The sequence below is a fragment of the Vibrio hepatarius genome (assembly GCF_011806575.1).
GTDB classification, from domain to species: domain Bacteria; phylum Pseudomonadota; class Gammaproteobacteria; order Enterobacterales; family Vibrionaceae; genus Vibrio; species Vibrio hepatarius_A.
Window position 1 is genome coordinate 18,155 of the sequence record NZ_JAATOO010000008.1, and the last position, 24,118, is coordinate 42,272.

19 protein-coding genes are annotated in these 24,118 nt (G+C 47.4%); 12 read left to right on the forward strand and 7 right to left on the reverse strand.

Features of this window, described 5'->3' with window-relative positions; translation table 11 throughout:
* Window positions 1–187 precede the first annotated feature (187 nt).
* Window positions 188–2,737 (forward strand): glycosyl hydrolase family 18 protein, encoded by a 2,550-nt coding sequence (locus tag HCZ42_RS07940; RefSeq protein ID WP_167420182.1) that lies wholly within the window; start codon window positions 188–190, stop codon window positions 2,735–2,737.
* 98 nt (window positions 2,738–2,835) lie between these two features.
* Here the strand turns inward: HCZ42_RS07940 and HCZ42_RS07945 are convergent, their stop codons facing one another.
* Genes HCZ42_RS07945 through HCZ42_RS07960 form a run of 4 tightly spaced genes read right to left on the reverse strand, consistent with a single transcriptional unit; the run spans window position 2,836 to window position 8,996 of the window.
* Window positions 2,836–4,950, reverse strand: a complete 2,115-nt coding sequence (locus tag HCZ42_RS07945; RefSeq protein WP_167420183.1) for a type I secretion system permease/ATPase — start codon at window positions 4,948–4,950, stop codon at window positions 2,836–2,838.
* A gap of 21 nt (window positions 4,951–4,971) precedes the next feature.
* Window positions 4,972–6,882 (reverse strand): bifunctional diguanylate cyclase/phosphodiesterase, encoded by a 1,911-nt coding sequence (locus HCZ42_RS07950; RefSeq protein WP_167420184.1) that lies wholly within the window; start codon window positions 6,880–6,882, stop codon window positions 4,972–4,974.
* Between the two features lie 5 nt (window positions 6,883–6,887).
* Window positions 6,888–7,550: a transglutaminase-like cysteine peptidase gene (locus HCZ42_RS07955; protein ID WP_053409257.1), complete on the reverse strand. Its 663-nt coding sequence runs from the start codon at window positions 7,548–7,550 to the stop codon at window positions 6,888–6,890.
* A gap of 54 nt (window positions 7,551–7,604) precedes the next feature.
* Window positions 7,605–8,996 (reverse strand): HlyD family type I secretion periplasmic adaptor subunit, encoded by a 1,392-nt coding sequence (locus HCZ42_RS07960; protein ID WP_167420185.1) that lies wholly within the window; start codon window positions 8,994–8,996, stop codon window positions 7,605–7,607.
* Between the two features lie 211 nt (window positions 8,997–9,207).
* Between HCZ42_RS07960 and pdxH the strand changes: the two genes are divergently transcribed.
* Complete coding sequence (gene pdxH, locus HCZ42_RS07965; RefSeq protein ID WP_167420186.1) at window positions 9,208–9,843, forward strand: pyridoxamine 5'-phosphate oxidase; 636 nt, start codon at window positions 9,208–9,210, stop codon at window positions 9,841–9,843.
* 18 nt (window positions 9,844–9,861) lie between these two features.
* Here the strand turns inward: pdxH and HCZ42_RS07970 are convergent, their stop codons facing one another.
* Entirely contained in the window at window positions 9,862–10,572 is a 711-nt protein-coding gene (locus HCZ42_RS07970) for a helix-turn-helix transcriptional regulator (RefSeq protein ID WP_167420187.1), read from the reverse strand.
* A gap of 812 nt (window positions 10,573–11,384) precedes the next feature.
* On the opposite strand from HCZ42_RS07970, the gene HCZ42_RS07975 reads away from it, so the two are divergent.
* From HCZ42_RS07975 to HCZ42_RS08010, 8 genes are all read left to right on the forward strand, one after another.
* Window positions 11,385–12,200: an AraC family transcriptional regulator gene (locus HCZ42_RS07975; RefSeq protein WP_167420188.1), complete on the forward strand. Its 816-nt coding sequence runs from the start codon at window positions 11,385–11,387 to the stop codon at window positions 12,198–12,200.
* Window positions 12,201–12,386: 186 nt separating this feature from the next.
* Complete coding sequence (putA, locus tag HCZ42_RS07980; protein WP_167420189.1) at window positions 12,387–15,506, forward strand: bifunctional proline dehydrogenase/L-glutamate gamma-semialdehyde dehydrogenase PutA; 3,120 nt, start codon at window positions 12,387–12,389, stop codon at window positions 15,504–15,506.
* Window positions 15,507–15,528: 22 nt separating this feature from the next.
* On the forward strand, window positions 15,529–16,227 hold the full coding sequence (locus tag HCZ42_RS07985) for a 1-pyrroline-5-carboxylate dehydrogenase (RefSeq protein WP_167420190.1): 699 nt from the start codon (window positions 15,529–15,531) through the stop codon (window positions 16,225–16,227).
* 99 nt (window positions 16,228–16,326) lie between these two features.
* Window positions 16,327–17,814: a sodium/proline symporter PutP gene (putP, locus tag HCZ42_RS07990; RefSeq protein WP_167420191.1), complete on the forward strand. Its 1,488-nt coding sequence runs from the start codon at window positions 16,327–16,329 to the stop codon at window positions 17,812–17,814.
* A 174-nt stretch (window positions 17,815–17,988) separates the two neighbouring features.
* Window positions 17,989–18,219 carry a hypothetical protein gene (locus tag HCZ42_RS07995; RefSeq protein ID WP_167420192.1) on the forward strand — a complete coding sequence of 77 codons (231 nt, stop codon included), beginning with the start codon at window positions 17,989–17,991 and terminating at the stop codon, window positions 18,217–18,219.
* Between the two features lie 104 nt (window positions 18,220–18,323).
* Complete coding sequence (locus HCZ42_RS08000; RefSeq protein ID WP_053409248.1) at window positions 18,324–18,800, forward strand: Lrp/AsnC family transcriptional regulator; 477 nt, start codon at window positions 18,324–18,326, stop codon at window positions 18,798–18,800.
* A 243-nt stretch (window positions 18,801–19,043) separates the two neighbouring features.
* The gene (locus HCZ42_RS08005) at window positions 19,044–19,613 is read left to right on the forward strand and encodes a hypothetical protein (RefSeq protein WP_167420193.1); all 570 of its coding nucleotides are present in this window, start codon (window positions 19,044–19,046) and stop codon (window positions 19,611–19,613) included.
* Between the two features lie 50 nt (window positions 19,614–19,663).
* Window positions 19,664–20,197, forward strand: a complete 534-nt coding sequence (locus HCZ42_RS08010; RefSeq protein WP_167420194.1) for a hypothetical protein — start codon at window positions 19,664–19,666, stop codon at window positions 20,195–20,197.
* Between the two features lie 59 nt (window positions 20,198–20,256).
* Here the strand turns inward: HCZ42_RS08010 and HCZ42_RS08015 are convergent, their stop codons facing one another.
* Entirely contained in the window at window positions 20,257–20,961 is a 705-nt protein-coding gene (locus HCZ42_RS08015) for a DUF445 domain-containing protein (RefSeq protein WP_167420195.1), read from the reverse strand.
* Between the two features lie 224 nt (window positions 20,962–21,185).
* Between HCZ42_RS08015 and HCZ42_RS08020 the strand changes: the two genes are divergently transcribed.
* On the forward strand, window positions 21,186–21,950 hold the full coding sequence (locus HCZ42_RS08020; protein ID WP_167420196.1) for a ferredoxin--NADP reductase: 765 nt from the start codon (window positions 21,186–21,188) through the stop codon (window positions 21,948–21,950).
* Between the two features lie 45 nt (window positions 21,951–21,995).
* On the opposite strand, the gene HCZ42_RS08025 is transcribed toward HCZ42_RS08020, so the two are convergent.
* Complete coding sequence (locus HCZ42_RS08025) at window positions 21,996–23,429, reverse strand: methyl-accepting chemotaxis protein (protein ID WP_167420197.1); 1,434 nt, start codon at window positions 23,427–23,429, stop codon at window positions 21,996–21,998.
* A gap of 301 nt (window positions 23,430–23,730) precedes the next feature.
* Here HCZ42_RS08025 and HCZ42_RS08030 point away from each other — a divergent pair, with 301 nt between their 5' ends.
* Window positions 23,731–24,087, forward strand: a complete 357-nt coding sequence (locus HCZ42_RS08030) for an acyl-CoA synthetase (RefSeq protein ID WP_167420198.1) — start codon at window positions 23,731–23,733, stop codon at window positions 24,085–24,087.
* Window positions 24,088–24,118 lie beyond the last annotated feature (31 nt).

Consider the following 24,118-nt stretch of genomic DNA (forward strand, 5'->3'; position numbering starts at 1 on the left):
CCGAGTTGTTATGCAACAAAATGATAACAACAAGGTGTTTTTTCGTTTTGGCTCGTAAAGCATTTTTTATGGCTTTCAACTCAGAATGACTCTCTTAAATACTGGTGGGGATGTTCTTCTTTTTGCTATTGAAGGACAGATTGAGCTCTGAATTCAGAGTGAAATTCCAAGATTGAGAGAAATAGATATGAATCGAATTACTTTGTGCGCGGCTAGTATCGCTATGGCGTTATCTGGCGCTGCGATCGCAGCACCAACCGCTCCAAGCGTCGATGTATATGGCTCGAACAATTTACAGTTTTCCAAAATCGAACTCGCGATGGAAACGACTTCTGGCTACAACCAGATGGTTAAGTACTTTGATGAAGCTGATATTAACGTAACGTTTAATCAGTGGAGTGGTACAACGGGCGACACTTACAAAATCTACTTTGATGGCGTAGAGGTGGCGACAGGCCCAATCTCTGGTAGCCAGACAACGGCAAATTTCAAATACGCTCAAGGCGGTCGTTACCAAATGACCATTGAAGCGTGTGATGCAACGGGTTGTAGCACCAGTGCTCCAGTTGAAATCGTCGTGGCAGACACTGACGGTTCTCACTTGAAGCCGCTAACAATGAACGTTGACCCGAACAACAAATCATACAACACCGATCCAAATACGGTCGTGGGTACGTACTTTGTTGAGTGGGGCATCTATGGTCGTGAATACACTGTAGATAACATCCCAGCAGATAACCTGACGCACATTCTGTACGGTTTTATCCCAGTGTGTGGCCCGAACGAATCGGTGAAATCGGTAGGTGGTAACAGCTTTAATGCGCTACAAACTGCGTGTCAGGGCGTAGCAGATTACGAAGTCGTCATCCACGATCCTTGGGCGGCTTACCAGAAGAGCTTCCCGCAAGCGGGTCATGAATACAGCTCGCCTATCAAAGGTAACTACGCAATGCTGATGGCGCTTAAGCAGCGCAATCCTGATCTAAAAATCATTCCTTCCATTGGTGGCTGGACGCTATCAGACCCATTTTATGATTTTGTAGACAAAACCAAGCGTGACACGTTTGTCGCATCGGTTAAGAAGTTCCTAAATACGTGGAAGTTCTATGACGGTGTCGACATCGACTGGGAATTCCCTGGTGGCGGCGGTGCTGCGGCAGATAAAGGTGACCCGGTAAAAGATGGTCCAGCATACGTTGCATTGATGCGCGAATTGCGTGCAATGCTTGATGAGTTGGAAGCTGAAACAGGCCGTACGTACGAGCTAACGTCAGCAATCGGTGTGGGTTACGACAAGATTGAAGACGTGAACTACGCAGATGCGATCCAGTACATGGATTACATCTTCGCGATGACTTACGATTTCTACGGCGGTTGGAACAACGTTCCTGGTCACCAGACCGCGTTGTACTGTGGCTCGTTTATGCGCCCTGGTCAGTGTGATGGCTCTGGTGTTGATGAAAGCGGTGTGCCTTACAAAGGTCCAGCTTACACAGCTGACAACGGTATCCAGCTTCTTCTTGCGCAAGGTGTTCCAGCGAACAAACTGGTGCTAGGTACAGCCATGTACGGTCGTGGTTGGGAAGGTGTGACGCCTGCAACCCTAACTGATCCAACGGACCCAATGACAGGTACTGCGACAGGTAAACTGACGGGTACGAGTGCACAAGGTGTTTGGGAAGATGGCGTAATCGACTACAAAGGCATTAAGTCATTCATGTTGGGTGCGAATAACCAAGGCATCAATGGTTTTGAATACGGTTACGATGCACAAGCGGAAGCACCTTGGGTATGGAACCGCACAACGGGTGAGTTGATCACTTTCGATGACGACCGTTCTGTGAAAGCGAAAGGCGCGTACGCACGTAGTCTTGGTCTAGCGGGTCTGTTCTCGTGGGAAATCGATGCGGACAACGGCGATATCCTTAATGCGATGCATGAAGGTCTAGCTGGTGGTTCAGTGACGCCTGCGAACCGTGCGCCAACAGCAAGTGCTGGTGCGGACGTAACAGTCGTTGGTCCTGCAAGTGTAAGCCTAGACGGCAGCGCTTCTAAAGACACTGATGGCACTATCGCGACTTACGCTTGGGAACAAGTGTCAGGTACAGCGGTAGCACTAACGGGCGCCAATGCAGCGGTTGCGAGCTTTGACGTAGCAGAAGTGACTCAGGTTGAAACGCTAACCTTTAAGTTGACAGTGACTGACAATGAAGGTGCGACAGCGTCTGATACGGTTGTTGTTACGGTGAACCCAGTTAATGTAACACCTGAAAACCAAGTGCCAGTTGCGGCTATCAATGCGCCTGCAAATGTTAACGCGGGTGATGTGGTAGTGGTTGATGCATCGGCTTCTACTGACGCAGATCAAGACGTGCTTACCTTTACTTGGGATGTTCCAGCAGGCATCGACGCAGTGGTTGACGGCGCAACAGTAAGCTTTGTTGCAGCAGAATACACACAAGATACGTCTTTGGCATTCACAGTGACAGTAAGTGACGGTAAAGCAAGTTCAACCGCCTCTGCGACAGTTGTGGTAGCGAAGAAAGTCACTGGCGGCGACCAATGTACTAACTTGTGGGATGCGACCATTGCTTACCCAACACCGGGCACTCAAGTGAGCTGGGCTGGTAAAGTTTGGGAAAACAAATGGTATGCAAACGTGGGTGAAGACCCAACCAAGTCTGGTCAGTGGGGTGTTTGGAAAGAAGTTGGCCTAGCGAGCTGTTCAACAAACTAATCGCTAAGTAGTATCCTAATCATGGAGCAATAAGAAAAAGCCATTCAGAGTAATCTGAATGGCTTTTATTTTGTCTGCTGTTTTTGCGAAAGAACAGGCTAGTTGACCGCGCGAACTTTGCCTTGTTTGAGGTTATTGAGCACTTCTGCTTTTGGACCGTCAGCAATCACACACCCTTTTTCCATCACAATCACACGGTCAACGACATCGAGCATCGAGGTTTTGTGTGTAATCAGAATCAGCGTTTCAGTCGATTTTAACTGAGCAAGCTGCTGCTTGATGTGCATTTCAGAGCGGTTGTCCATGGCGCTGGTGGGTTCGTCCATCAATAACACCGGCGGACGACCTAACAGTGCGCGGGCAATAGTGACCGCTTGACGTTGTCCACCTGACAATAACATACCGCCTTCACCGACTTGACGCTCCAGACCGGCTGGGTCTTGTTGGGTAAATACGGTAACTCCAGCGCGGTTTGCTGCGTCCATTACATCGCGATCGTCGGCTAACGGACGGCCAAGGGTGATGTTGTCGCGAATGGAACCGTAAAACAGTTGGCTATCTTGCGGAACACAACCGATGTTGCGGCGGATATCAATATGGTGAAGTTGCTGAATATCGGTGTCATCGATACGCACATGACCTTCAGTTGGTTGATACAAGCCCATGATTAATCGTTCAAGTGTGGTTTTACCGGAACCGATACGACCGATGATCGCCACTTTTTCGCCTGCATTGATGGTCAAGCTCAAATCACGTACTGAAGCGATTGGCGAATCTGGATAGTGAAAAGTCACTTTATCCAGCTCAATTTTACCGTGAACGATTGGGCGGTGAATGTAGCGTTTACCTTCTTCCTGCTCGTCCGGCATCGACATTACTTGTTCGATGATGGTCATCGACGACTTCGCTTGGTTGTAGCGGGTCGAGAGCAAAGATAATTGCACCATAGGACCGATTGCACGGCCGCTCAACATCGTCGCGGCAATCAAGCCACCCATAGTGAGTTCGCCTTCTGCAATCAGGTAAACACCGAAAATGATCATGCCGACGTTAGACGCTTGTTGGACAAATCCCGCGGTATTTTGGATACCGTCAGTGATTCGACGGCTTTTGATATTCCAGTTTGCCATGTGCGCCACGGCTTCTTCCCAGCGGAACTGGAATTGGCTTTGTGCGCCAAACAGCTTCACGGTTTCCAGCCCGGCGAGACTCTCAATAAGGTTGGCATACTTCTGCGACGCGAGGCGTGAACCTTCTTCTATAGTGTGGCGTAGCGGGCCTTGAATCAGCAGCGAGTAAACGACCAAAATCAGCACGCCACAGATTGGAACAAGTACGATGTTGCCGGCCATCAGCCAAATCAGCAGCAGGAATAGCACCGCAAAAGGTAAATCGATCAACGAACCGATGGTGGCTGATGTAAAGAACTCTCGAATTGATTCGAACTCTTGCAAGTGGCGGGCGAATGCACCGACTGACGGCGGTCTCGCTTCCATTCGAATTCCCATCACTTTACTGAACAGTTTGGAGGAGATCAGAATATCGGACTTCTTTCCTGCTACGTCGATAAAGTAGCTGCGCAGCAACTTGAGCACTAGGTCGAACAAGAAGATCACAAAGATGCCGCTCGCCAACACCCATAAGGTTTCAAACGCAAGATTGGGTACCACTTTGTCGTAAACCAAGCGGGTAAACATCGGGGCGGCGACCGCGAAGAGGTTGATCAGGATTGAAGCGATCAATACGTCACGGTAAATGTGCTTAGATTGCCAGATCGTACCCCAAAACCAGTGACCTTGTTTGGTTTTGAGAATTTCTGGTGAACGTTCGTCATAGCGGAACTGTTTTTTGACCAGAAAGTAGCGACCGGTGTATTGCTCGTTGAGGTCGCCCAAGGTCATCGAAATCGGTACTAGACCTGATTCTCCGGTGACAATTTCCGCCTCGCCAGTGTCTTTATTGACGCTATTGAGAACGCACGCGTCGCCCCCTTTGAGGATTAATACCACTGGGAGTACCAGTTGCGAGATCTTATCCAGTTCAGCGCGGTTTTCTTTTGCAACTAATCCCGCGCGCTCGGCTGAGCGAGGGAAGAGAAACGGCGTGAGCTTGCCATCGGTCAATGGCAAGCCGTTAATCAGGGCTTCTGGTGAGTTTGCTAAACCATAGTAGCGGCTCACGTAGATAAGCGAATTTAATAGCGGATCCTGCATGCTATCTATACCTTTGAACTGTTATTTATCTACGATAAAGCCTTGGAAGACTTCAATAAAGTGCTCAGACAAGAAGTCTAACTGAGTTTGTGTCTCGACTCGTGATGCGATAGTCGTAATTCCTAAGTTGTGCGCCGTTCTTGAAATCGACGTGAGGGTAAACTTCTGCTTCTCATCATCAAGGTGGTGCGTGTAGAGGTAATCAAGCTTCACGTAAGCCGGACGGAACTCATTGATGTAATCAAGTGATTGGAAATGACGACCGTAGTTATCGACACCAAAGTCGGCACCCGCAGCACGAACTGCGTTACAGAACAGTGCAGTGTGGTGTGGAGAGTTGATAAAGCAGCTTTCTGGGATTTCGAAATGCAGTAACGGCGCTTCATCTTTGTGTTTGTTAAGCAGTTGCGCTACCCACCGGATAAAGCTCGGCTGAGAAATACTGCTTTGCGCGATGTTGATCGCCAGTGGTTCGCTAACGCCACCAGCAGAGATGCGTTTGACCATCGACTCAATAACGTATTCATCGAAAATATGGCTGGCATTAAGTTGCTCAAGTGCAAACAGGTATTGGTTAGCGCTGAAGCGTTCGCCATCTTTTTCAATCGCAGAGAAGACTTCGCGGTGGTATGGCTGACCCCAACTGTTGTTCGCCGCCTGAAGACGGAACGTAACCCAATCGTTGCTGATCGCTTCTTCCACCAAGTTCTTCCATTGCTGTTTACCTTTGATGGTCGTGCTGTTGGAGTCGGTGAGGTAACCGTAAGTCAGCTCTGGATTTGTCTTAGCATTTGCCAGTGCGTTATCCAGCATAGCAAGGATTTCGCCCGTCTTTTTCTTCTCTTCGCTGTGTACTACACCAAGAGCAACATTGGATGTCGCCATACCTGTTGGATCAGCGTTGATGTCTTGAACGAAGGTGATGATGCTATCGGCCATAAGCTTAAGCTCGGTATCGTCCATGTTCGGCAAAATGAAACCAAATTCTTCGGTCGAAATACGCGCAGAGACCAATCCTGGCGAAGTTAACGACACTTTAAGGTGGTCGGCTAATTCACGAACTTTGCCGTCACCCGCCTCGTACCCTTTCTCTTCGTACAGTTCGCGGATAAAGCTTGCTTCAAGAATCGCAACGCCACCGATCCCGCCTTCGTTTAGCCATGAGTTCAATTGACTCATGTAGTACGCACGGTTACCCAGACCGGATACCGGGTCAATGTAAGCACGTTCACGCAATTGCTGCGCTTCTTTTGCTTGTGCTTTGAACGACTTTTCTAGCTGAGAAGACATGCTGTTGATGCCGTCTACCACGTAAATAAGATCTTGAGTCGCTGGGCGTGGCAATGGGTCACCAAACTGGTTACGCGCGACTTGTTCCATTTTGGTCACGATAAGCTGCAGCGGGCGCAGTGCTCGGCGCAAGATAAACGAAATAGCCAGAAGACCAATCAACATGATGAAACTGAAAGCAATGAGCAGACGTTCAAACGCCGACCAAAGCTGGGTGTAGGCATCCCCAGTGTGGCTGACAATTTCAACTTCTGCTAACTGCATCCAACCACTCGTGACAACACGGCGGTCATGGATTCGCTCGAATAGATTTAGGTTGGTAAACCACTTAGGTACATCAATCGGTTGTACCGGGTATGTACGGATGATTTCTTCACCTGAGTCGAGGAAAATCAGTCTCACTACAGAATAGCTACTGCCGTCGAACAGCGCATTAATGACTGACTCCACCGCCACCGTATCCTTATCTTCAAGATAAGGTGCAAGGGCAAGGCCCACGGTATTGATGGTGTTGTTTACTTCCGAGCGTTGTTGCTGGATGAGGTTATTGCGCGTGGTGTTGAATTCGATGATAAAGACCGAAATCAACAGCATCAAAATAACCGCAATCATGCCAGCGACAAGTTGTTTATATAATGTCATATTGCCTACTCATCATAATTGATAATGGGTTTCTGTAGTTTGAGTGATTTTTCACGGGCGCGAAGGTCATTCCATAAACTTAAGCGAGATGACTTTCCTGCCAACTGTCCTTGTTTCGACTTCATTAACCACAAGTTTTGACCATTAAAGCTGTATATCGGCAGCAGGTCGCGGCGCTTAGATGCGCGAATAATTTCCGGGTTAATGTTATCGAGTAGAATCGGTTCTGAACTTGGTGTCGCATAGTACGCTAAAACCATATGAAATTGATTTAATTCGATCGCTTTAACGTACACAAGGCGCAATTTCTTATCTGACACGCCCAGCTCTAGCAGCGAGAAATACTTGGCGATGGTAAAGTCTTCACAATCGCCGGCGTTACTGCCAAGGAATTCAAGTGGGGTCGCCCAGTAGTCATTCTTTCCCCATAGCTGGTCATCGTTGACGAAATTCAGTTGGTTAAAGAAGTTGTTCACTCGGGTGAGTTTTTCGCTTTCAGACAAGCCGCTGTAATCCGACATTTTTTGTCGCCAAGTTTCTACTCTGCGGCCTGCTCTATCACCGTAAGTATTGCGCACAGCATCCACCCAACGCTGCTCTTGGGAGTTAAGCGCAAGCGAGGTTGTCGGTGCTGCTAACAGCAGTAGAACCGCAAGTACGTATTTCATCTGACGTTAAGTCACAGTCGGGACAAACAGGTGTGTGGTCTCATAGCGTTTTTGTCACTCCTTGAGGGCGTTGTTACGCGCACTTAAAATTGGTTTTAATAAGTATTCCATTACGGTTCGCTTACCCGTAATGATATCCACCGATGCGGTCATACCTGGAATAATCGGTAGAGAGCTATCTTTATTAAGGCTTGTCTCTTTTGTCCTAACTCGAACCAAATAGAAGCTGTTGCCTTCTTCATCTGTTGTGGTGTCGGCACTGATGTGCTCAAGCGTGCCTTCCAAACCACCGTACTTGGTAAAATCATAGGCAGTAAATTTGACGATCGCAGGTAAGTCTGGACGTAAGAATGCGATGTCTTGTGGGGCAATTTTCGCTTCGACCAACAAGGTATCTTCACTCGGTACAATTTCTACAATGTCCATCCCTGGTTGGATTACGCCACCGACTGTGTTGATGTTGAGTGTTTTTACTGTTCCCGTCACTGGCGAGGTAACAATGGTTCGGTTAACTCGGTCTTCTAGGCCGACCGCTGACTCGGTTAGTGCCGAGAGCTTGTCTTGTGCTTGGTTGAGCTTTTCTTGTTGCTCAGAGCGGAATTTTTGCGCCACGTCGATACGGTTTAGCACCGATTCACGAATCGCCGACTCCAACACCGGGATCTTGAGCTCACTCGAAGTCAGTTCGCGGCGCGTATCGTTGACTTGGCGTTGCAACTTAAGCAGTTCAATTCTTGGTACTACACCTTCGTCAGCAAGTGGTTTGGTTATTTCGAGCTCTTTGCGTGCGTAGCGGTAGCTGTCGCGTAAGTTACGCACTCTCGCCTGAATTTCGACCAAGTCTTGTCGCTTCTGCTTTACCTGCTGGTCAATAAGTGAAAGCTCATTGCGCAGTTTGTTCAGGTCCTGTCTATATTCAGCACGTTGGCGAGAGACCAATGTTGGGTAGTTTTGGGCAAACTCTTCAGGAAAATCGAGCTTCTCGACATTGAGTACCACATTTTTTTGCCACTGCTCTGCTTGCGCTTCTTCATGGATTTCGACGCTTTCCATAGACGCAGACAACTGATACACATTGGCTTTTAAATTCGCCACTTGTTGCTCGCGTTCACGAAAGTCTGAGCGAAAGCGCGTGTCATCGATAAGAAGCAGTTGCTGACCTTTCTGTACCTGTTGGCCTTCTCTCACCAAAATTTCTTTGACTAAGCCCCCTTCGAGGTTTTGTACAACCTGCACTTGTGAAGACGGTACAACCTTACCCTGACCGACAGTCACTTTGTCGATTTGAGCCCAAGAAGACCATCCTGCGGCGAGGATAAAAAAGATCACCATTACCCAAAGCATCAATCTTGCATTGTTTGGGGTATTTAGCAGTAGCGCAGCCGTTTTATCGTCGACATACTCTAACTCGGAGGGAGTAAGCTTGTTATAGCTGCTCTTACTCATTGATGATCCTTGTGAATAGAAGTTATTTAATTGATTTTATTACTGACTACAAAAAATGTTAAGAACTTGCTGTTAGAATAGTGCTTTGAAGTCGTTTTAATCACGAAACAGTGCAATTAATAGGTTGAGTGTAGCTTTTCTGAAGAGGTAGGCACTTGAGTTCTAGGTTGATTGGGCGCACAATCAGCCAAAAAATTAGCGAGGAGATAAGATGGAACTTGAAGATATTCGCCGTGAGTACACAAAAGGTGGCCTGAGAAGAAAAGATCTTCTGCCAGATCCTATCGCTCAGTTTGACCTTTGGTTGAAGCAAGCGGTTGAAGCCAAGTTAACCGACCCAACTGCGATGACAGTGGCGACAGTCGATAACACTGGTCAACCATTTCAACGTATTGTGCTGCTAAAGCACGTAGACCAAGATGGTTTTGTGTTTTACACCAATTTAGGTAGCCGAAAAGCGCATCAGATTGAAGGTAACTCGAAAGTAAGCCTTCACTTTCCGTGGCATCCTCTAGAGCGCCAAGTGCACATTACGGGTGTGGCAGAAAAGCTGTCGATGGTTGAGAACATGAAATACTTTTCATCGCGACCAAAAGAGAGTCAACTTGCGGCGATTGCCAGTAAACAAAGTAGCCGCATTTCCGCACGTGGTGTGCTGGAAGGTAAATTCCTCGAACTTAAGCAGAAGTTTGAAAAAGGTGAGATTCCTGTGCCTAGTTTCTGGGGTGGATTCAGAATCAAACCTACGTCGATTGAATTTTGGCAAGGTGGTGAACACCGTCTGCATGACCGATTCTTGTTCTCTAAAGACGACGGTCACTGGGACATTGACCGCCTAGCGCCATAACTTGCTCAATACGCCGCTTTATGCGGCGTATTCACTATTCAGTGCCACCGAAATTTGCGTTTTTAGCAGCGTTGGTGGAATGTAAGACGCACACCCTTGTTCTAACGCCATATCAACCAACTGTGCTTTGGTGTGCGCACCAAATTTTGCCCGTAAACGTGCGACGTGACTTTCCAGTGTTTTGATCGAGATGTTCATCGCTTCTGCTATGTAGTGCGGCTTCTTGCCGTAAAGCAGTAGAAACAGCGCTTCCGATTCCCTTGGTGTTAGGTTAAGCGGTTTATCTCGCTGGCTTGGGCGCATGGTTAAGGCTTGACTGGTTGGTAGGCCAGTCGCGCGGCAAATCCAGTGTCCCACTTCCAAAATCGCTGTATCCGACAAATCCTGACCGTAGAAAATCGTACCGATCACTTCGCCGTTATCGTCCAACCAAGGTGTCTTAGTAAAAATATGCGCTCGCCAGCGGCCGTCTGGGTATGGGTGAATATCCAGTACCTTGAGGCTGGTACGCTTCTCCATCACGAACACATCCTGGTTTCTAAAGTCTTGGGCACATTTAGAAGTCGGACTCGGGATATCGAAATCATTGAGGCCAATGGATTGCTCGGCGGATTCGAGTCCAACTAGATTGGCGTAAGCTTGATTGGTGTAGACAAAAACAGAATTAGTATCTTTACAGCCCCAGTATCCGGGAAGCTGGTCGATGATAGAGAGTAACTGCGGATTCACTTTCTGATATGCGCCTCATGGAACAGTGCGCTTATTCTAGCGAATATCGGGAGGTTGTACGATAAAAAAATGCCAGGCACCGGAGAGTGGCTGGCAAATACAAGATTTACTCTTGATAATGTGTAGAAGAGGCTCTATGAACCCTGCGAGCAGGGCATAGACGTATCAATAGATACCACAAGCTGCTCGTACCGGAACAGCTCGCGAACGATTGTACTGGGTGCATATGAAGAAGAAAGGGGGGAAATCCCCCCTGTTACTTTTGTAATATTGAAGAAAAGTGTTTGATTGCACATTGTAATCAGCCATTGAAGATGCCTCTTTGTTATCGTTGTTTGATAGTGGGGCGCTATGTTTTCACCAATCGCCAAGACAATTTACGAAAGCATGATCAAGGGTATCATTCCGTCTAACTGTCCGCTTATGCCTCTGTATTAACTAACTGGTTGAATTCTAAGGTTTGATTAAGAAGCTTTGTCTATCTCCGCTAGAACTGATGCCAAGTCAGGCTCTGGCTGACGGCGTAAGGCAAATATCAAATCAGCCCCCCTAGAGCTCTGTAGTCCAAAGCCAGCCTGTGAGCATTTTTGTTGCTGGATGTTGAGTAGAAGTGACATTCACCGTAAATAATGTGCACTTGATCATTGTTCCGGGGAGTTTGATCGCGCCTTTAACATGCTGCTAACTCCCGTTCTTATTGGATCTGCGGTGAAAATTTAGCCGAGTTAGCAAGCTGTCGAAGGAGTGTTTCGGTAATCTATACTTTTGTTATACCATTTGCCCCTGAGTACAATCCTAATGGGTGGGTCACAATGAATCTTCCTCCTGAATTTCTAACACCATCAGAACCAGCCAAGTTGCGGCTGCCAAGACCCGCAGAATTGATCACTTTACCTTCGTACATGGATTGTCATGATCATAGCTACACGCAGATTGTTATCGGCCTAAAAGGACAGGCGGAATTTGAAGTCAGTGGCTATGGCAACTTTATTGGTCCGGGGCAGGGGTGTGTGGTGACCTCGGAAACCGACCACGCGTTCGGTGGCGTTGTTGGTCAGTCGGATATTCTGGTACTCAACCTTCCTGCTCCGTCTGACGATGACCCACTGATGCTGCAAAAGCTGAATGAACTCAATCAGCGTGATACTTACTTCCAACTCGACGGGCAAATTCAAAAACTGATCCGCATGTTAGTATCCGAGATGCAATCGAATCCAGAAGACCAACTGCTCAGCCGCGCCTGTAACGATACGGTGATCGCACTGCTACAGCGACATATGTCGGCATTTGCTACTATCCGCAAAGAATCCCGCTTCGACCTCGAAGCCATCGACCGATACATTGAACAGCATCTAAGCCAGAAGATCTCGGTGGCTCAATTGGCTGGTAGTGTCTTCCTCGGTGAAAGCCAATTCCACAACCTGTTCAAAGAGCAAATGGGTATTACGCCTCACCAGTACGTGCTAGGTAAGCGCATCGATATGGCGAAACAACTGATCGCGCAAGGCAATCTTTCCCTAGGGCAAGTCGCGGAGCTGACCGGTTTTTCTGGCCAAAGTACCTTTACTCACACTTTTTCCCGCATTCAGGGTGTTTCCCCTTCTTTGTATAAGAAACAAGTTGGTTAAATGTGAAAACAAAACCATACAATATTTTGCTTATTTGCATGTGACTCTGTGTTTGTTTTGTTAATAATCAGAGTTTTTAGCAAAAGACTCGGAGTTTTTGACAAGTAATCCTCTCGCGCTCAAAATACACTGCATGCCATTGTAAAAAACCTGATCTATTTTCAGGTGTGAGATTGAGGAAAACGCATGTTTACAGCAACTGATGTGTTGAATGCCGAGTTTGTCGAGCAGCCGCTTGATAAGCTGTGGTCATTGATCTCTCCACTATACATGGTGGATGAATCACAATGGCTTGACCAATTACTTCCTTTGGCAATGCCAACTGACGCTGAGAAGGCGCAGATTACTGACAAAACAACTGACCTGATTAAAGCGATTCGAGCGGACAAGAAATCGATTCAAATGATCGATGCGTTGTTACTTGAATACAGCCTGGATACTCAGGAAGGTATTTTGTTGATGTGTCTTGCAGAGGCGTTGATGCGTATCCCAGATGCTGCAACAGCTGACGCACTGATCCGCGATAAACTGACGGTTGCAGATTGGAAATCCCACCTGAAAAACTCAGATTCTGTGTTTGTAAACGCTTCAACCTGGGGCTTAATGCTAACAGGTAAAGTGGTTGGTCTTTCTGAAGCAGAATCTCGTAGCCCAGTAAGCGCGGTTAACCGTCTTGTAAACAAGATGTCTGAGCCGGTGATTCGCCAAGCGATGCACCAAGCGATGAAAGTGATGGGACACCAGTTTGTACTGGGTCGCAGCATTGCAGAAGCGCAGAAGAACGGTCGTTCAATGCGTGACAAAGGTTTCACTTACTCTTACGACATGCTTGGTGAAGCGGCGCTAACCACAGCGGACGCGAACAAGTACTTCAAAGATTACCTAATGGCAATCGAAGCGGTCGGCCGTGACCAGTACGGTCAAGATACAAGCCCAGCGCCTTCGGTTTCTATCAAACTTTCGGCTCTTCACCCACGCTACGAAGTGGCGAACGAAGAACGCGTTCTGACTGAACTATACGACACGCTGCAACAACTACTGCGTCGCGCGGTTGAGCTGGATGTTGCGATCACGATTGATGCGGAAGAAGCAGATCGTCTTGAACTGTCGTTGAAACTGTTTGAGAAAGTGTACCGCAGCGAACTTGTAAAAGGCTGGGGTAAGTTTGGTCTGGTGGTTCAGGCATACTCAAAACGTGCGTTACCAGTATTGGTATGGCTAAACCGTCTTGCGAAAGAGCAAGGTGATCTTATCCCACTTCGTCTTGTAAAAGGCGCGTACTGGGATAGCGAAGTGAAATGGTCTCAGCAAGCGGGTTACGACAACTACCCGGTGTATACACGTAAAGAAGCGACTGACGTCGCGTACCTTGCATGTGCCCGTTTCCTTCTGAGCGAAAACGTACGTGGAAACATCTTCCCGCAGTTTGCTAGCCACAACGCGCAAACCGTTACTTCCATTGCGGTGATGGCGCAACATAAAGATTACGAATTCCAACGCTTACACGGTATGGGCGATTCGCTTTACAACCATGTAATGGACATTCACAAACAATCGGTACGTATTTACGCGCCGGTTGGTAGCCACAAAGACCTGCTGCCTTACTTGGTACGTCGCTTGTTAGAAAACGGTGCCAACAGCTCGTTTGTTCACCGTCTGGTCGATGCGCGTTGTCCAGTTGAATCACTGACTCAACATCCGGTTGATATGCTGAATGCATTTGAAACCAAGAACAACACCAGTATTCCACTTCCGCCAGCGGTATTCCCTGAGCGTAAGAATTCAATTGGCGTCAATGTCGACATCGAAAGCGAAGCGAAGCCATTTGAAGCGCAAGTTGAAAGCTTCATGGATAAGCAGTGGGTTGCTGCACCTATCATCAACGGTCAATCTTTTGCCGAAAGCATGATCAAGGAAAGCATCAATGTAGAAGATGTTAAAGCGCCATACGACCGCCGTATTCAGGTTGGTCAGGTGGCTTTTGCTACTCTTGATCATGTTTCCGAAGCAATCAATGGTGCACAGAATGCCTTTGCAGCGTGGCAAGCAACGCCATCGGTAGAGCGTGCAGAGAAGCTAGAGAAACTTGCTGACTTGCTCGAAGACAACCTTGCTGAGTTGGTTGCACTATGCCACCAGGAAGCGGGTAAGACCATTCACGACAGCATCGATGAAGTGCGTGAAGCGGTAGACTTCTGTCGCTACTACGCGAAGCAAGTCGATGCGCTGGGTGAGCTGGCGATCAATGGTTTTGACGGCAAAGCGCGTATCGTCACTCGCAAAGGTCGCGGCGTATTTGTTTGTATCAGCCCATGGAACTTCCCTCTGGCTATCTTCCTTGGTCAAGTGACTGCGGCGCTGGTGGCGGGTAACACCGTTGTTGCGAAACCGGCAGAACAAACCAGCTTAATCGCAGCTCGCGCAGTGGAACTGATGAACCAAGCAGGTTTCCCTGCAGGTACGATTCAACTATTGCCGGGTCGCGGTGCTGAAATTGGCTCCGCACTCACGTCTCACGCTGCCATTGCGGGTGTGGCGTTTACAGGTTCAACCGCGACGGCTCAACGCATCAACCAAACTCTAGCCGCTCGTGACGCAGCGCCTGTGCCGTTCATTGCTGAAACGGGTGGTCAAAACGCAATGATCGTCGACAGTACCGCACTACCAGAGCAAGTGGTACGTGATGTGATTCGTTCGGCATTTGCGTCTGCAGGTCAACGTTGTAGTGCACTGCGTGTGTTGTACGTGCAAGAAGACATCGCTGACCGCATCGTTGCGCTGATTCAAGGTGCAATGCACGAGCTGAGCGTGGGTAAGCCTTACCTGCACTCAACCGACGTTGGCCCAGTGATCGACAATACGGCAAAAACCAAACTGGTTAAGCATATTGAACATATGACGGCGACCGAGAAGAAAGTGGCAGAGCTGACGTTAGGTGAACAGCATCAATACGGTGATTTCGTTGCGCCAAGCGCATTTGAAATCCGTGATATTTCTTGCCTGAAAGAAGAACAGTTTGGTCCAATCCTGCATATCGTACGCTTCAAAGCGAGCGAACTGCATCAAGTGGTAGAGCAAATCAACAACACAGGTTTTGGTTTGACTATGGGCATCCACAGCCGTAACGAAACCACTTACCGCTGGATTGAGAAACACGCGCGAGTAGGTAACTGCTACATCAACCGTGACCAAGTGGGCGCGGTGGTTGGCGTACAACCATTTGGTGGACAAGGTCTGTCTGGTACTGGCCCGAAAGCGGGTGGTCCACACTACCTATTCCGTTTCACTCAAACTCAGTTTTCTTAATCCGTAGGCAAGGAGAAATATCATGGTTCATCAAGTAACTCTTTTTTCTGATGCTTTTTCGGCGTGGGAAAACTGGAACCTCACCAGCTTTGAATCAAAAAGCGAGTGCTTACTCGCATTGAAAAAGGCTTTGCAAAAAGCTCAGCCATCATTGGCTTCGGTTGTTTCTTACCATATTGCTCAGGCGTCAGCGCTACTGGCTGAAACGCATCAATTGGTTGGTCCAACTGGTGAAACCAATGAACTGTACACCGCAGGTCGCGGTGTCGCTCTTATCATCCAAGACGATGTATCAGAGCAAGCTCAGAAATCGGCAGTCGCGCAGCTTACCGCAGCGTTAATTGCCGGCAACACCGTTATCTTATGCAGTGATGACGTAACACTGAGTGAAAAACTTGAAGCTGCATACATGCAGTCTTCTTTACCAATGAACCTAGTACAGTTTGCCCCTCTTGATGCTTACCATCAATTGCTTGAGCAAGACGTACGTAGTGTGGGTTACGTTGGTAAACCTGAGGTTGAGCTGAATATCAACCGTCAGCTAGCGAAACGTGAAGGCGCGATTGTTGGCCTTGTTTCAGAAACGGATCTGGCGGCTCTCCCTGTAGCGCTGGATCCTCACCTCTCGCTTCGTTTTATTACTGAGCGTACGAGAACAATAAATATAACAGCAGTGGGTGGTAATGCGACCTTGCTTGAACTAGGTAGCGAAGCTCACTAACCCTTTCTTTTCCTGTTAGGCTTGCCCTCATTTGACGTGTGTTTACGAACGATGAGGGCATTTTAGGGAAGGCGATCGAATAAAAAGAGGACAAATCACATGGAAAATAGCTTTGCTATTACAGCCACGTTTATTGCGTATCTAATTCTGATGCTTGCAATAGGCGTCATTGCGTATCAACGAACGAAAAACTCTTCAGACTACTTCTTGGGTGGACGCTCTCTAGGTCCTTGGCCTGCGGCACTTTCGGCAGGTGCGTCGGATATGAGTGGTTGGCTACTGCTTGGTCTACCTGGTTACGCGTTTGCGGCGGGTATTGAGGCATTTTGGCTAGCGGGTGGTCTACTTGCAGGTACATGGTTAAACTGGCTAATCAACGCGAAACGTCTGCGTACCTACAGTATCACCACTGACTCACTGACGTTGCCAGAATACCTATCACGTCGTTTTAACGACAACTCAAAGCTGATTCAGGTTATTTCTGCTTTCTTCATCCTTTTATTCTTCCTTTTCTACACAAGCTCGGGCTTGGTAGCTGGCGGGAAACTGTTTGAAACAGTATTTGGTCTGGATTACACCACAGCGGTAATTATTGGTACGGTTTGTGTCGTGTCATACACTCTGTTTGGTGGTTTCTTAGCGGTGTCTTGGACTGACTTGGTGCAAGGCCTATTAATGGCGGCGGCGCTGGTTATTGTACCGATTGTGGCGATGGAAGGCGGCTTCAGCGACCTTGAAGGTCAGCTTGCGAACATCAACCCACAGCTACTGACACTTTGGAATGACTCAAAAGGTGAACCACTAAGCGCGATTGCGATCATCTCGTTAGTTGCTTGGGGTCTGGGTTACTTCGGTCAGCCGCACATCCTAGCTCGTTTCAAAGCGTCTCGTTCAAACAAAGACTTAACGACAGCGCGCCGCATCGCGGTTATCTGGACGGCACTATCAATGTTTGGTGCGATGCTGGTTGGTCTGGTAGGTCTTATCTACGTAAGCAACTCTGGCATCTCTGTGGATGACGGTGAGAAAATCTTCATGCTGCTCGTGAACGCGATGTTCCACCCTGTTGTGGCGGGTATCCTTCTCGCGGCAATTCTTGCAGCAATCATGAGTACGGCGGATTCACAGCTGCTAGTCTCTTCTTCAGCACTAGCAGAAGATTTCTATAAGCAAGTGTTTAAGAAAGACGCAAGCTCAGAAGAGATCGTGATGGTGGGTCGTATCGCCGTAATCGCAATTTCAATTGTTGCGCTAACGCTTGCTATGACACCAGACAGCTCTGTTCTTGGCTTAGTATCTTACGCGTGGGCTGGTTTTGGTGCGGCATTTGGTCCAGCACTTATTCTTAGCTTGTACTGGTCACGTATGAACCGCAATGGCGCACTTACAGGTATCGTTGTTGGTGGTGTGACTATCGTCGTATGGAAGCAAATCTCTGGCGGTTGGTTCGATGTTTACGAAATCGTACCGGGCATTATCTTCTCAACAATTTCGATTGTTGTTGTGAGCCTACTAACGGGTGAGCCAGAAGAGAGCGTGAAATCTCAACACTCGAAATATCAAAAACTACTGACTGAACTTGAATAAGAATATTAGTCGGTAAAAAAGCCCCTGAAGCGCAGAGTTTCAGGGGCTTTTTGTATTTTTGGCATAATTATTTGGCAAGCGTCACATTTTTTTCACTAAAGTTTGAGACGCGCGAACCAACAGCTTACAAATAGGTCAATTAAATAACCCCACCACTTCTAAGGAGAGAAAAACATGCCTCAAGAGTACTGCCATTGCTGTGCAAAAGTGACACCACATAAGGTTGTCATGAAGCGATGTGAGGACACCAACCATTCTATGGTTAAGAATATGGCTTGTTTTTTTGCGACACTATTCCAAGGCGCACATTACATGAAGATGGAAAAGCAGTGCTTTTGTCGTGTATGTAATAGCCAAACGGAACGTGTGAATAGCAATTCTTTCTCTGATGCCGAAGTGGCATAACCACCATTCACATATTTCTTACATTCCACTGATTTGGTGCTAGGTTTACTTAGTGCGTTTAGATAGTATTAGCAAAAAGCTAACAACTATCATAAGAGCGCTAAATGGACTTGGACAGAATTGACCGCGAAATTCTCAGAACCCTTAACCTAAAAGGCCGACTGCCGATTGTCGAGCTTGCCAAACAGGTAAACCTCACCACTTCTCCTTGTTCTGACCGAGTCAAACGCCTTGAAAAAGAAGGCTATATCAAAGGCTATCACGCGGAACTCAATCCCGAAAAACTCGGTCTAGACGTGCAAGTGTTTATCCACATCCGACTGGATCAAACCAGCTTCTCCATTTTTGAAAAGTTTGCTGATGCCGTAGAAGACATGCCAGAGATCGAAGAGTGTTATTCGCTGTCCGGTGACTTCGACACCATGATTAAAGTGCGGGTGAAAGACATGAAAGCGTACCAGAACTTTATGTCTTCAAAGCTCGGCACGTTACCGGGCGTGATTCAAACCCGTAGCGAAGTCGTGATCGAAGAACACAAAACCAGTTTTGGTGTGAACGCTGATCTCATTACCAAGCTGTAAATCCTGCTCGGATAAATAAGGCTTCTTTGGACTCAACGTTTGGGTATAGATTTTCGTTAAAGTGAGGAATGTCAGGTAAAACTTTCTTATTTGTTGAAGATGATCACAGGTGGTTCATCGCATCATTTTGCATAAGCGATATTATTGAGTAATCGATAGATATTCATGTGTTGCTTAAAAATCAAAGAATTAAGCGCACTCCATTCAGTATCGACATCTTGCTTCAAGCAAAGGAGATGACTAATGACTAAACACTTTGTCGCTGCAATTTTTCTGTTTTTGCTGGTCGGCTGTGCCTCAACGGGAGGAGAGCAAGTCGACGATTTTACCGAGCTTTCGGTGGGGTATGGTTGGCTCAATATTGACGACGTCGATGCTAACCGACTCCACTCCGTAGTAATATTTCAACACCGTCCCCAATCTGACAAACCTTACTATCACTTGGCGGTCAAAGAGTTTGAAGGCGGCTACCTTTACTATTCTTTTGCCTTTCCAAACGGTGCTTTCGCTGCCTACTCTGCAGAAGGGCAGTCTTGCCTAGGCTTTATATGCGGTAACACGATTTATAGCTACAACTTCGGCAAACAAGGCGATGATGTGGCGGCATTGCTAATAGAAAAACCGGGTGTCTATCACTTTGGTGATTATGCATTGCAAGAGTTGGATACCGGCTTTTTCGAGCAAGCTAAGTTCGATGTGGTTCCCGTTGACAACGCGCCTTCCGAAAAACAGATGCTTGAGGAAATTCTTAAAGATACCAAAGATAATCCTGTTGTCGCTCAACGAATCCAAAACCGAATCGACCAATTATGAAAAGCGTTTTAAATCTCGTCTTGGCCACTCTGTTTTTGAGTGGTTGTAGTATGCCAACAATGCTGCCGCATACCACGGCGTTATCAAGCTCGGAGAGCAAGGTCATTGTGATCGGTAAATTTGAGCTGGATCCGCCGATCGATGTGGTACTTGAACAGACTACGTATTGGAATGCGCTAGGCGATGGTCGCATTCTCAATAAAGTGTTTGTCGCAACGGGCACCAGATCAGACCGAATTTATCCGGGGCCCATGGATGGGAGCGACGATTGGCAAGCTACTATTGAAGCGACCTGGGGCGTGCCGTTTATGGTGGAAGTTCCTCGTCGCACCACATGGTTGAGAGGGGCGATAACCTATCTTGATGCAATGCAACGCGATGTATTGAGCTTTCCCGGTGGCGTTTATTTTCAAGTGCCAGAAAACGCCGATGTTGTCTACATAGGCACATTTCGCTACGTTAGGGATGACTTCAACAATATCCAGTACACTGAGATTATCGATGAATATCAGCAGGCAATGGATGCTCTTGGCTTGGATGACTCCGCTAATGTCACGAGGTCTTTGTTAAAATCTGGCCGATAACCTATCGTTAAATAAAAAGGGAAGCATTCGCTTCCCTTTTCGTTGTATCGGTTAGTCGATTAAGCAACAAAAGATGAGATCACACCGATAATGCCGCCAAACACACCACCCCAAACAACAAGCCAGCCAAGGTGTTGTTTAATCATTTTTTGCACCATCTCTTTGACGAGTTGAGGTGTCAGTTCGCTCAGTCGCTGGTCGATAATGGCTTCGATATTGGCTTCAATCTCGCTCATCATCGCTGGTGACTCGAACTGCTCTTTGAGCGCTTGCTTGACGCTATCACTCTGGCTGATGTCGGCCATTGCTTCTTTCATCTTCTCGACAAACGGCTGTTTCAATGGTTGCAGTGCTTCTGTGCCACCGAACATTGCCAGCATGCCGCCGAATGATGATGATGCGATTACTTCAACTAATGAGTCGAAGGTTGGGTTGAAGTCAACTTTATCGATCACTGGTTGCAGCTCGAGCGTTTTTCCGCCTGACATTTCTTGGTTAAGAAACTTGTCGATATTCTCTTGGGTGAAAAACTGCTCCATCATCAAGTTTTTGATCGCCAGTTTAAATTCTTCAAAGCGTGCCGGGATAACGCCAGAGCCGTATAGGCCGGGTACTTTTTCAAACAACATATGAATCGCAAGCCAGTTGGTTATCGCGCCGGAAAAGGCGAACAGGCCTGCGTAGAAAGCAATTTGGTTGTCTGTTTGGTAGCCACCTGCTAACAAAGCAAGGGCGATGATATTCGTCAGTAAACTTTTATTCATTGCAAATCGATAGGTTTGAACGTTTAAAGGAGCGCAGTATATAACAACTGTCGCTAATCGCTAGAAACATCATGGGGATTGCGGTTGTGGGAATCAAGAGTAAGGGGTAAATAGCGATAACTGTTAAAAAAATGTGATCCACTATCACTCCGTAGCGCTCTGATTTTACATAACGATTAAGTGAGCGTAACGTTAATAATATGTAACCGATTGGAGGATCTACGATGGTTGCCCTCAATGGTTTTTCCCGCGCGCATATCGACCGCCGAACGGACTGGAATCAAGACTTGTTTAGCCTAAGAGTGACGGGCGCTCGCTTGCAATTTGAAGCGGGGCAGTACACGAAACTGGCCTTGTTCAACAGCCAAGGTGACTTGGTCAGTCGTCCGTATTCAGTTGTTAACGCCCCGTTAAACACGACGGATATGCTTGAGTTTCTGATTGTGTCGCACCCGGAAGGGGCGCTTTCTCCTTATCTACAGCAAATTAAAGAAGGTGATGAAATCTACGTCGGCGAAAAGGCGTATGGAGATTTGGTTTTCAGTAACATCCCTAAGCAGACGAAAAACTTGTGGCTTCTGTCGACTGGGACAGGGATTGGGCCTTTTTTATCGCTGCTTGATGATATTAACTTTCGTCCAAGCTGCGAGCATATTGTTCTCGTCCACGCGGTGCGTCATGAGCGAGATCTAGTGTACCGCTATCTAATCGACCAACTGATTCAGCAATATGAAGGACGTCTAAGTTATATTCCTGTCGTGTCTCGGGAGCCAGTAGAAGGCGTGTTAAGTGGCCGTATCCCACAACTGATCGAGAGCGAAACGTTGCAACGCGTGGTAGGTGTGCCGCTTGATAAGGACGAGAGCTTTGTGATGCTGTGTGGCAATCCAGAGATGATCAAAGACTCAATTACGGTGTTAACCAAGATGGGGTTGGAGAAGCATCGTAGGGCGACTGGCGGGCAGATTCTATATGAGCGATATTGGTAAAAAAATCCCTGCCGAAAAGCAGGGATTTTTGTTTGTCTCTTGAGGCTATTGCGTACGGTACTGCTTAAGGATTTCTGACAGCGATTTCGCTGCCTGAGTTAAGTTTGCGATGCCGCTTGAAGATTGCTCCGCGACTTCACGTAAGGCATTCGATTGAGCACGGATATCGGTTAGCTCCGATGCAATATCGTTGGCCACTGAGCTTTGTTCTTCCGCCGAGGTTGAGATCTGAACGCTCATGTTAGTCAGCGAGCGTGCAGACTCAGCAATAGCTTGAACGTCTTGACCAAGGTCGGTGATGATGTCGCTACTGGTCTGCGCCTGAGACACGGTTTTAGACGTAATCGAAGCAATGTTTTGGCTTTCAGTCTGCAGCTTTTCGATCATTGCTTGAATTTCTACCGTTGCCGATTGTGTGCGGCTGGCGAGAGTACGCACTTCATCCGCGACGACGGCAAAGCCACGTCCTTGCTCACCCGCGCGCGCTGCTTCAATTGCTGCGTTCAATGCTAACAAGTTGGTCTGCTCTGAAATTGCGTTGATAGTCGTAATCACTTCATTAATTTGCGTGGTGTTCTCGTTCAAGCTAGTCACAGAGTTTGACGTTTGGGCAATGTATTGCGACAGAGTGTCGATCTCTTGGATGGCAGCCACAACGCGTTGATGGCTGCCCTCGATGTATTGTGAGTCGTGCTCGGTTTGTTCCGTCGCTTGCTGGGAAATACTAGAGACTTCTTTGGCTGAGGCAGTCATTTCTTCCATTGCCGTCGCGACAGAATCAAGCGATGCATACTGGCTACGTACTTGTGATTCGCTGTGCTTCATCTCTTCTTCAAACGATGCCGACGTATCGGTTAGGGTTTGAGTGTTGTGCTTCACGTTGATGATCAGCTCACTTAAGGTATCCATTGCTTTGTCCAATGCACAGCCGATGGTACCGAACTCGTCGCGACCCGGATGAAAACCAAGACGTGAGGTTAAATCACCTTCGCCGATACGCTGAGTGGTGCTGTACAACACCCATAGAGCGCCACCGATAAAGGTGGATACCCAGTAACAAAATAGAGCGAAAGGCGCAAACCAAAGGTAGCTTAAAAGCAAAGAGGTGAGCGCTTGTGATTTAGCTTCGGCAATCGTCTCTTGCGCGTCAAACGTGAGCTGATAGATAGAGCCGTTGTCAGCACGTTGAGCAACGGTAATCACACCGTCGTTATTGGTTGGCTGTTTTAACTGTGATACCAGTGTTATGTCTGATTGAGCTTGAATGCGAGTACTATCACCAACCGCCAGCATACCTGCGAGTTTATACTGTGCAGCGCTGATAGCTGAGGCGTTGGCGTTTTCAATGCTAGACAGGTAACGGCTGCCAGCGATAAACGAAATTGCGCTTAGGAAAAGGATGAGAATGACCCAGAATTTGTCATTAATTGACATCTTGATAAACAGTCGGTCTATGGTTCTAAACTCAACTTCTTTCATGTGAACTTCCTCTGTGGTTACCCTGCTCTGGTTAATCTGGCAGGGTGAATTCAAGTCAATAAGATATTCGCATACTGTATCGACCGACTGAGATTTTCTTCAAATATTTATGTAACCACTAGTATTAAAATTAACAGTAATGGGATTTAGATCTAGTTTTAAGCCCGATTCGGCTATTTTACTAAGTTGAAACTACCCTCTGTCTTTTCATCTGACGATGAAACATCGTGTTATTTCTCTCGCTATTTTTTAGTGGTAGGACTAATCTGAGCAAAGTTATATCAGTAGTAGGTGCAAAGCAGTGAATTTGATAGTTAACATCCAAAAAAACGTTCGCAAATATGGTTTTGAAATGGCGACTCGCCAAGCATGGAAATGTGGTATTAAAGCCAACCTTGTTAAACGCGTCGTTGGTGTGGCGAAAGGGCAGATTGTTTGTGTGGTTGAAGGGGTCAGGCCCGAGCTGTCGACAGAGATCAATAATCCTCTTCACTGCGCAGAAAAGCAGGGTAAGTATGTGTTCGTTGGCGGGATCGTATGGTTGCCGAATGACTTACTGGCGCCAGGCTTTCCGGATTTTATGTTTATGCACGTGCGTAACTTAGGCCCGAAACATAAGTACATGACAGACGATGAGTTGTTTCTCAACTTGGCCTAGTCTCTTATGAATTATTAAAAAAGCCCTCCGA

Coding starts and splice junctions, on each gene's coding strand:
- HCZ42_RS07940 (WP_167420182.1), top strand. CDS start 188: ATGAATCGAATTACTTTGTGCGCGGCTAGTATCGCTATGGCGTTATCT.
- HCZ42_RS07945 (WP_167420183.1), bottom strand. CDS start 4,950: ATGCAGGATCCGCTATTAAATTCGCTTATCTACGTGAGCCGCTACTAT.
- HCZ42_RS07950 (WP_167420184.1), bottom strand. CDS start 6,882: ATGACATTATATAAACAACTTGTCGCTGGCATGATTGCGGTTATTTTG.
- HCZ42_RS07955 (WP_053409257.1), bottom strand. CDS start 7,550: ATGAAATACGTACTTGCGGTTCTACTGCTGTTAGCAGCACCGACAACC.
- HCZ42_RS07960 (WP_167420185.1), bottom strand. CDS start 8,996: ATGAGTAAGAGCAGCTATAACAAGCTTACTCCCTCCGAGTTAGAGTAT.
- pdxH (WP_167420186.1), top strand. CDS start 9,208: ATGGAACTTGAAGATATTCGCCGTGAGTACACAAAAGGTGGCCTGAGA.
- HCZ42_RS07975 (WP_167420188.1), top strand. CDS start 11,385: ATGAATCTTCCTCCTGAATTTCTAACACCATCAGAACCAGCCAAGTTG.
- putA (WP_167420189.1), top strand. CDS start 12,387: ATGTTTACAGCAACTGATGTGTTGAATGCCGAGTTTGTCGAGCAGCCG.
- HCZ42_RS07985 (WP_167420190.1), top strand. CDS start 15,529: ATGGTTCATCAAGTAACTCTTTTTTCTGATGCTTTTTCGGCGTGGGAA.
- putP (WP_167420191.1), top strand. CDS start 16,327: ATGGAAAATAGCTTTGCTATTACAGCCACGTTTATTGCGTATCTAATT.
- HCZ42_RS07995 (WP_167420192.1), top strand. CDS start 17,989: ATGCCTCAAGAGTACTGCCATTGCTGTGCAAAAGTGACACCACATAAG.
- HCZ42_RS08000 (WP_053409248.1), top strand. CDS start 18,324: ATGGACTTGGACAGAATTGACCGCGAAATTCTCAGAACCCTTAACCTA.
- HCZ42_RS08005 (WP_167420193.1), top strand. CDS start 19,044: ATGACTAAACACTTTGTCGCTGCAATTTTTCTGTTTTTGCTGGTCGGC.
- HCZ42_RS08010 (WP_167420194.1), top strand. CDS start 19,664: ATGCCAACAATGCTGCCGCATACCACGGCGTTATCAAGCTCGGAGAGC.
- HCZ42_RS08015 (WP_167420195.1), bottom strand. CDS start 20,961: ATGAATAAAAGTTTACTGACGAATATCATCGCCCTTGCTTTGTTAGCA.
- HCZ42_RS08020 (WP_167420196.1), top strand. CDS start 21,186: ATGGTTGCCCTCAATGGTTTTTCCCGCGCGCATATCGACCGCCGAACG.
- HCZ42_RS08025 (WP_167420197.1), bottom strand. CDS start 23,429: ATGAAAGAAGTTGAGTTTAGAACCATAGACCGACTGTTTATCAAGATG.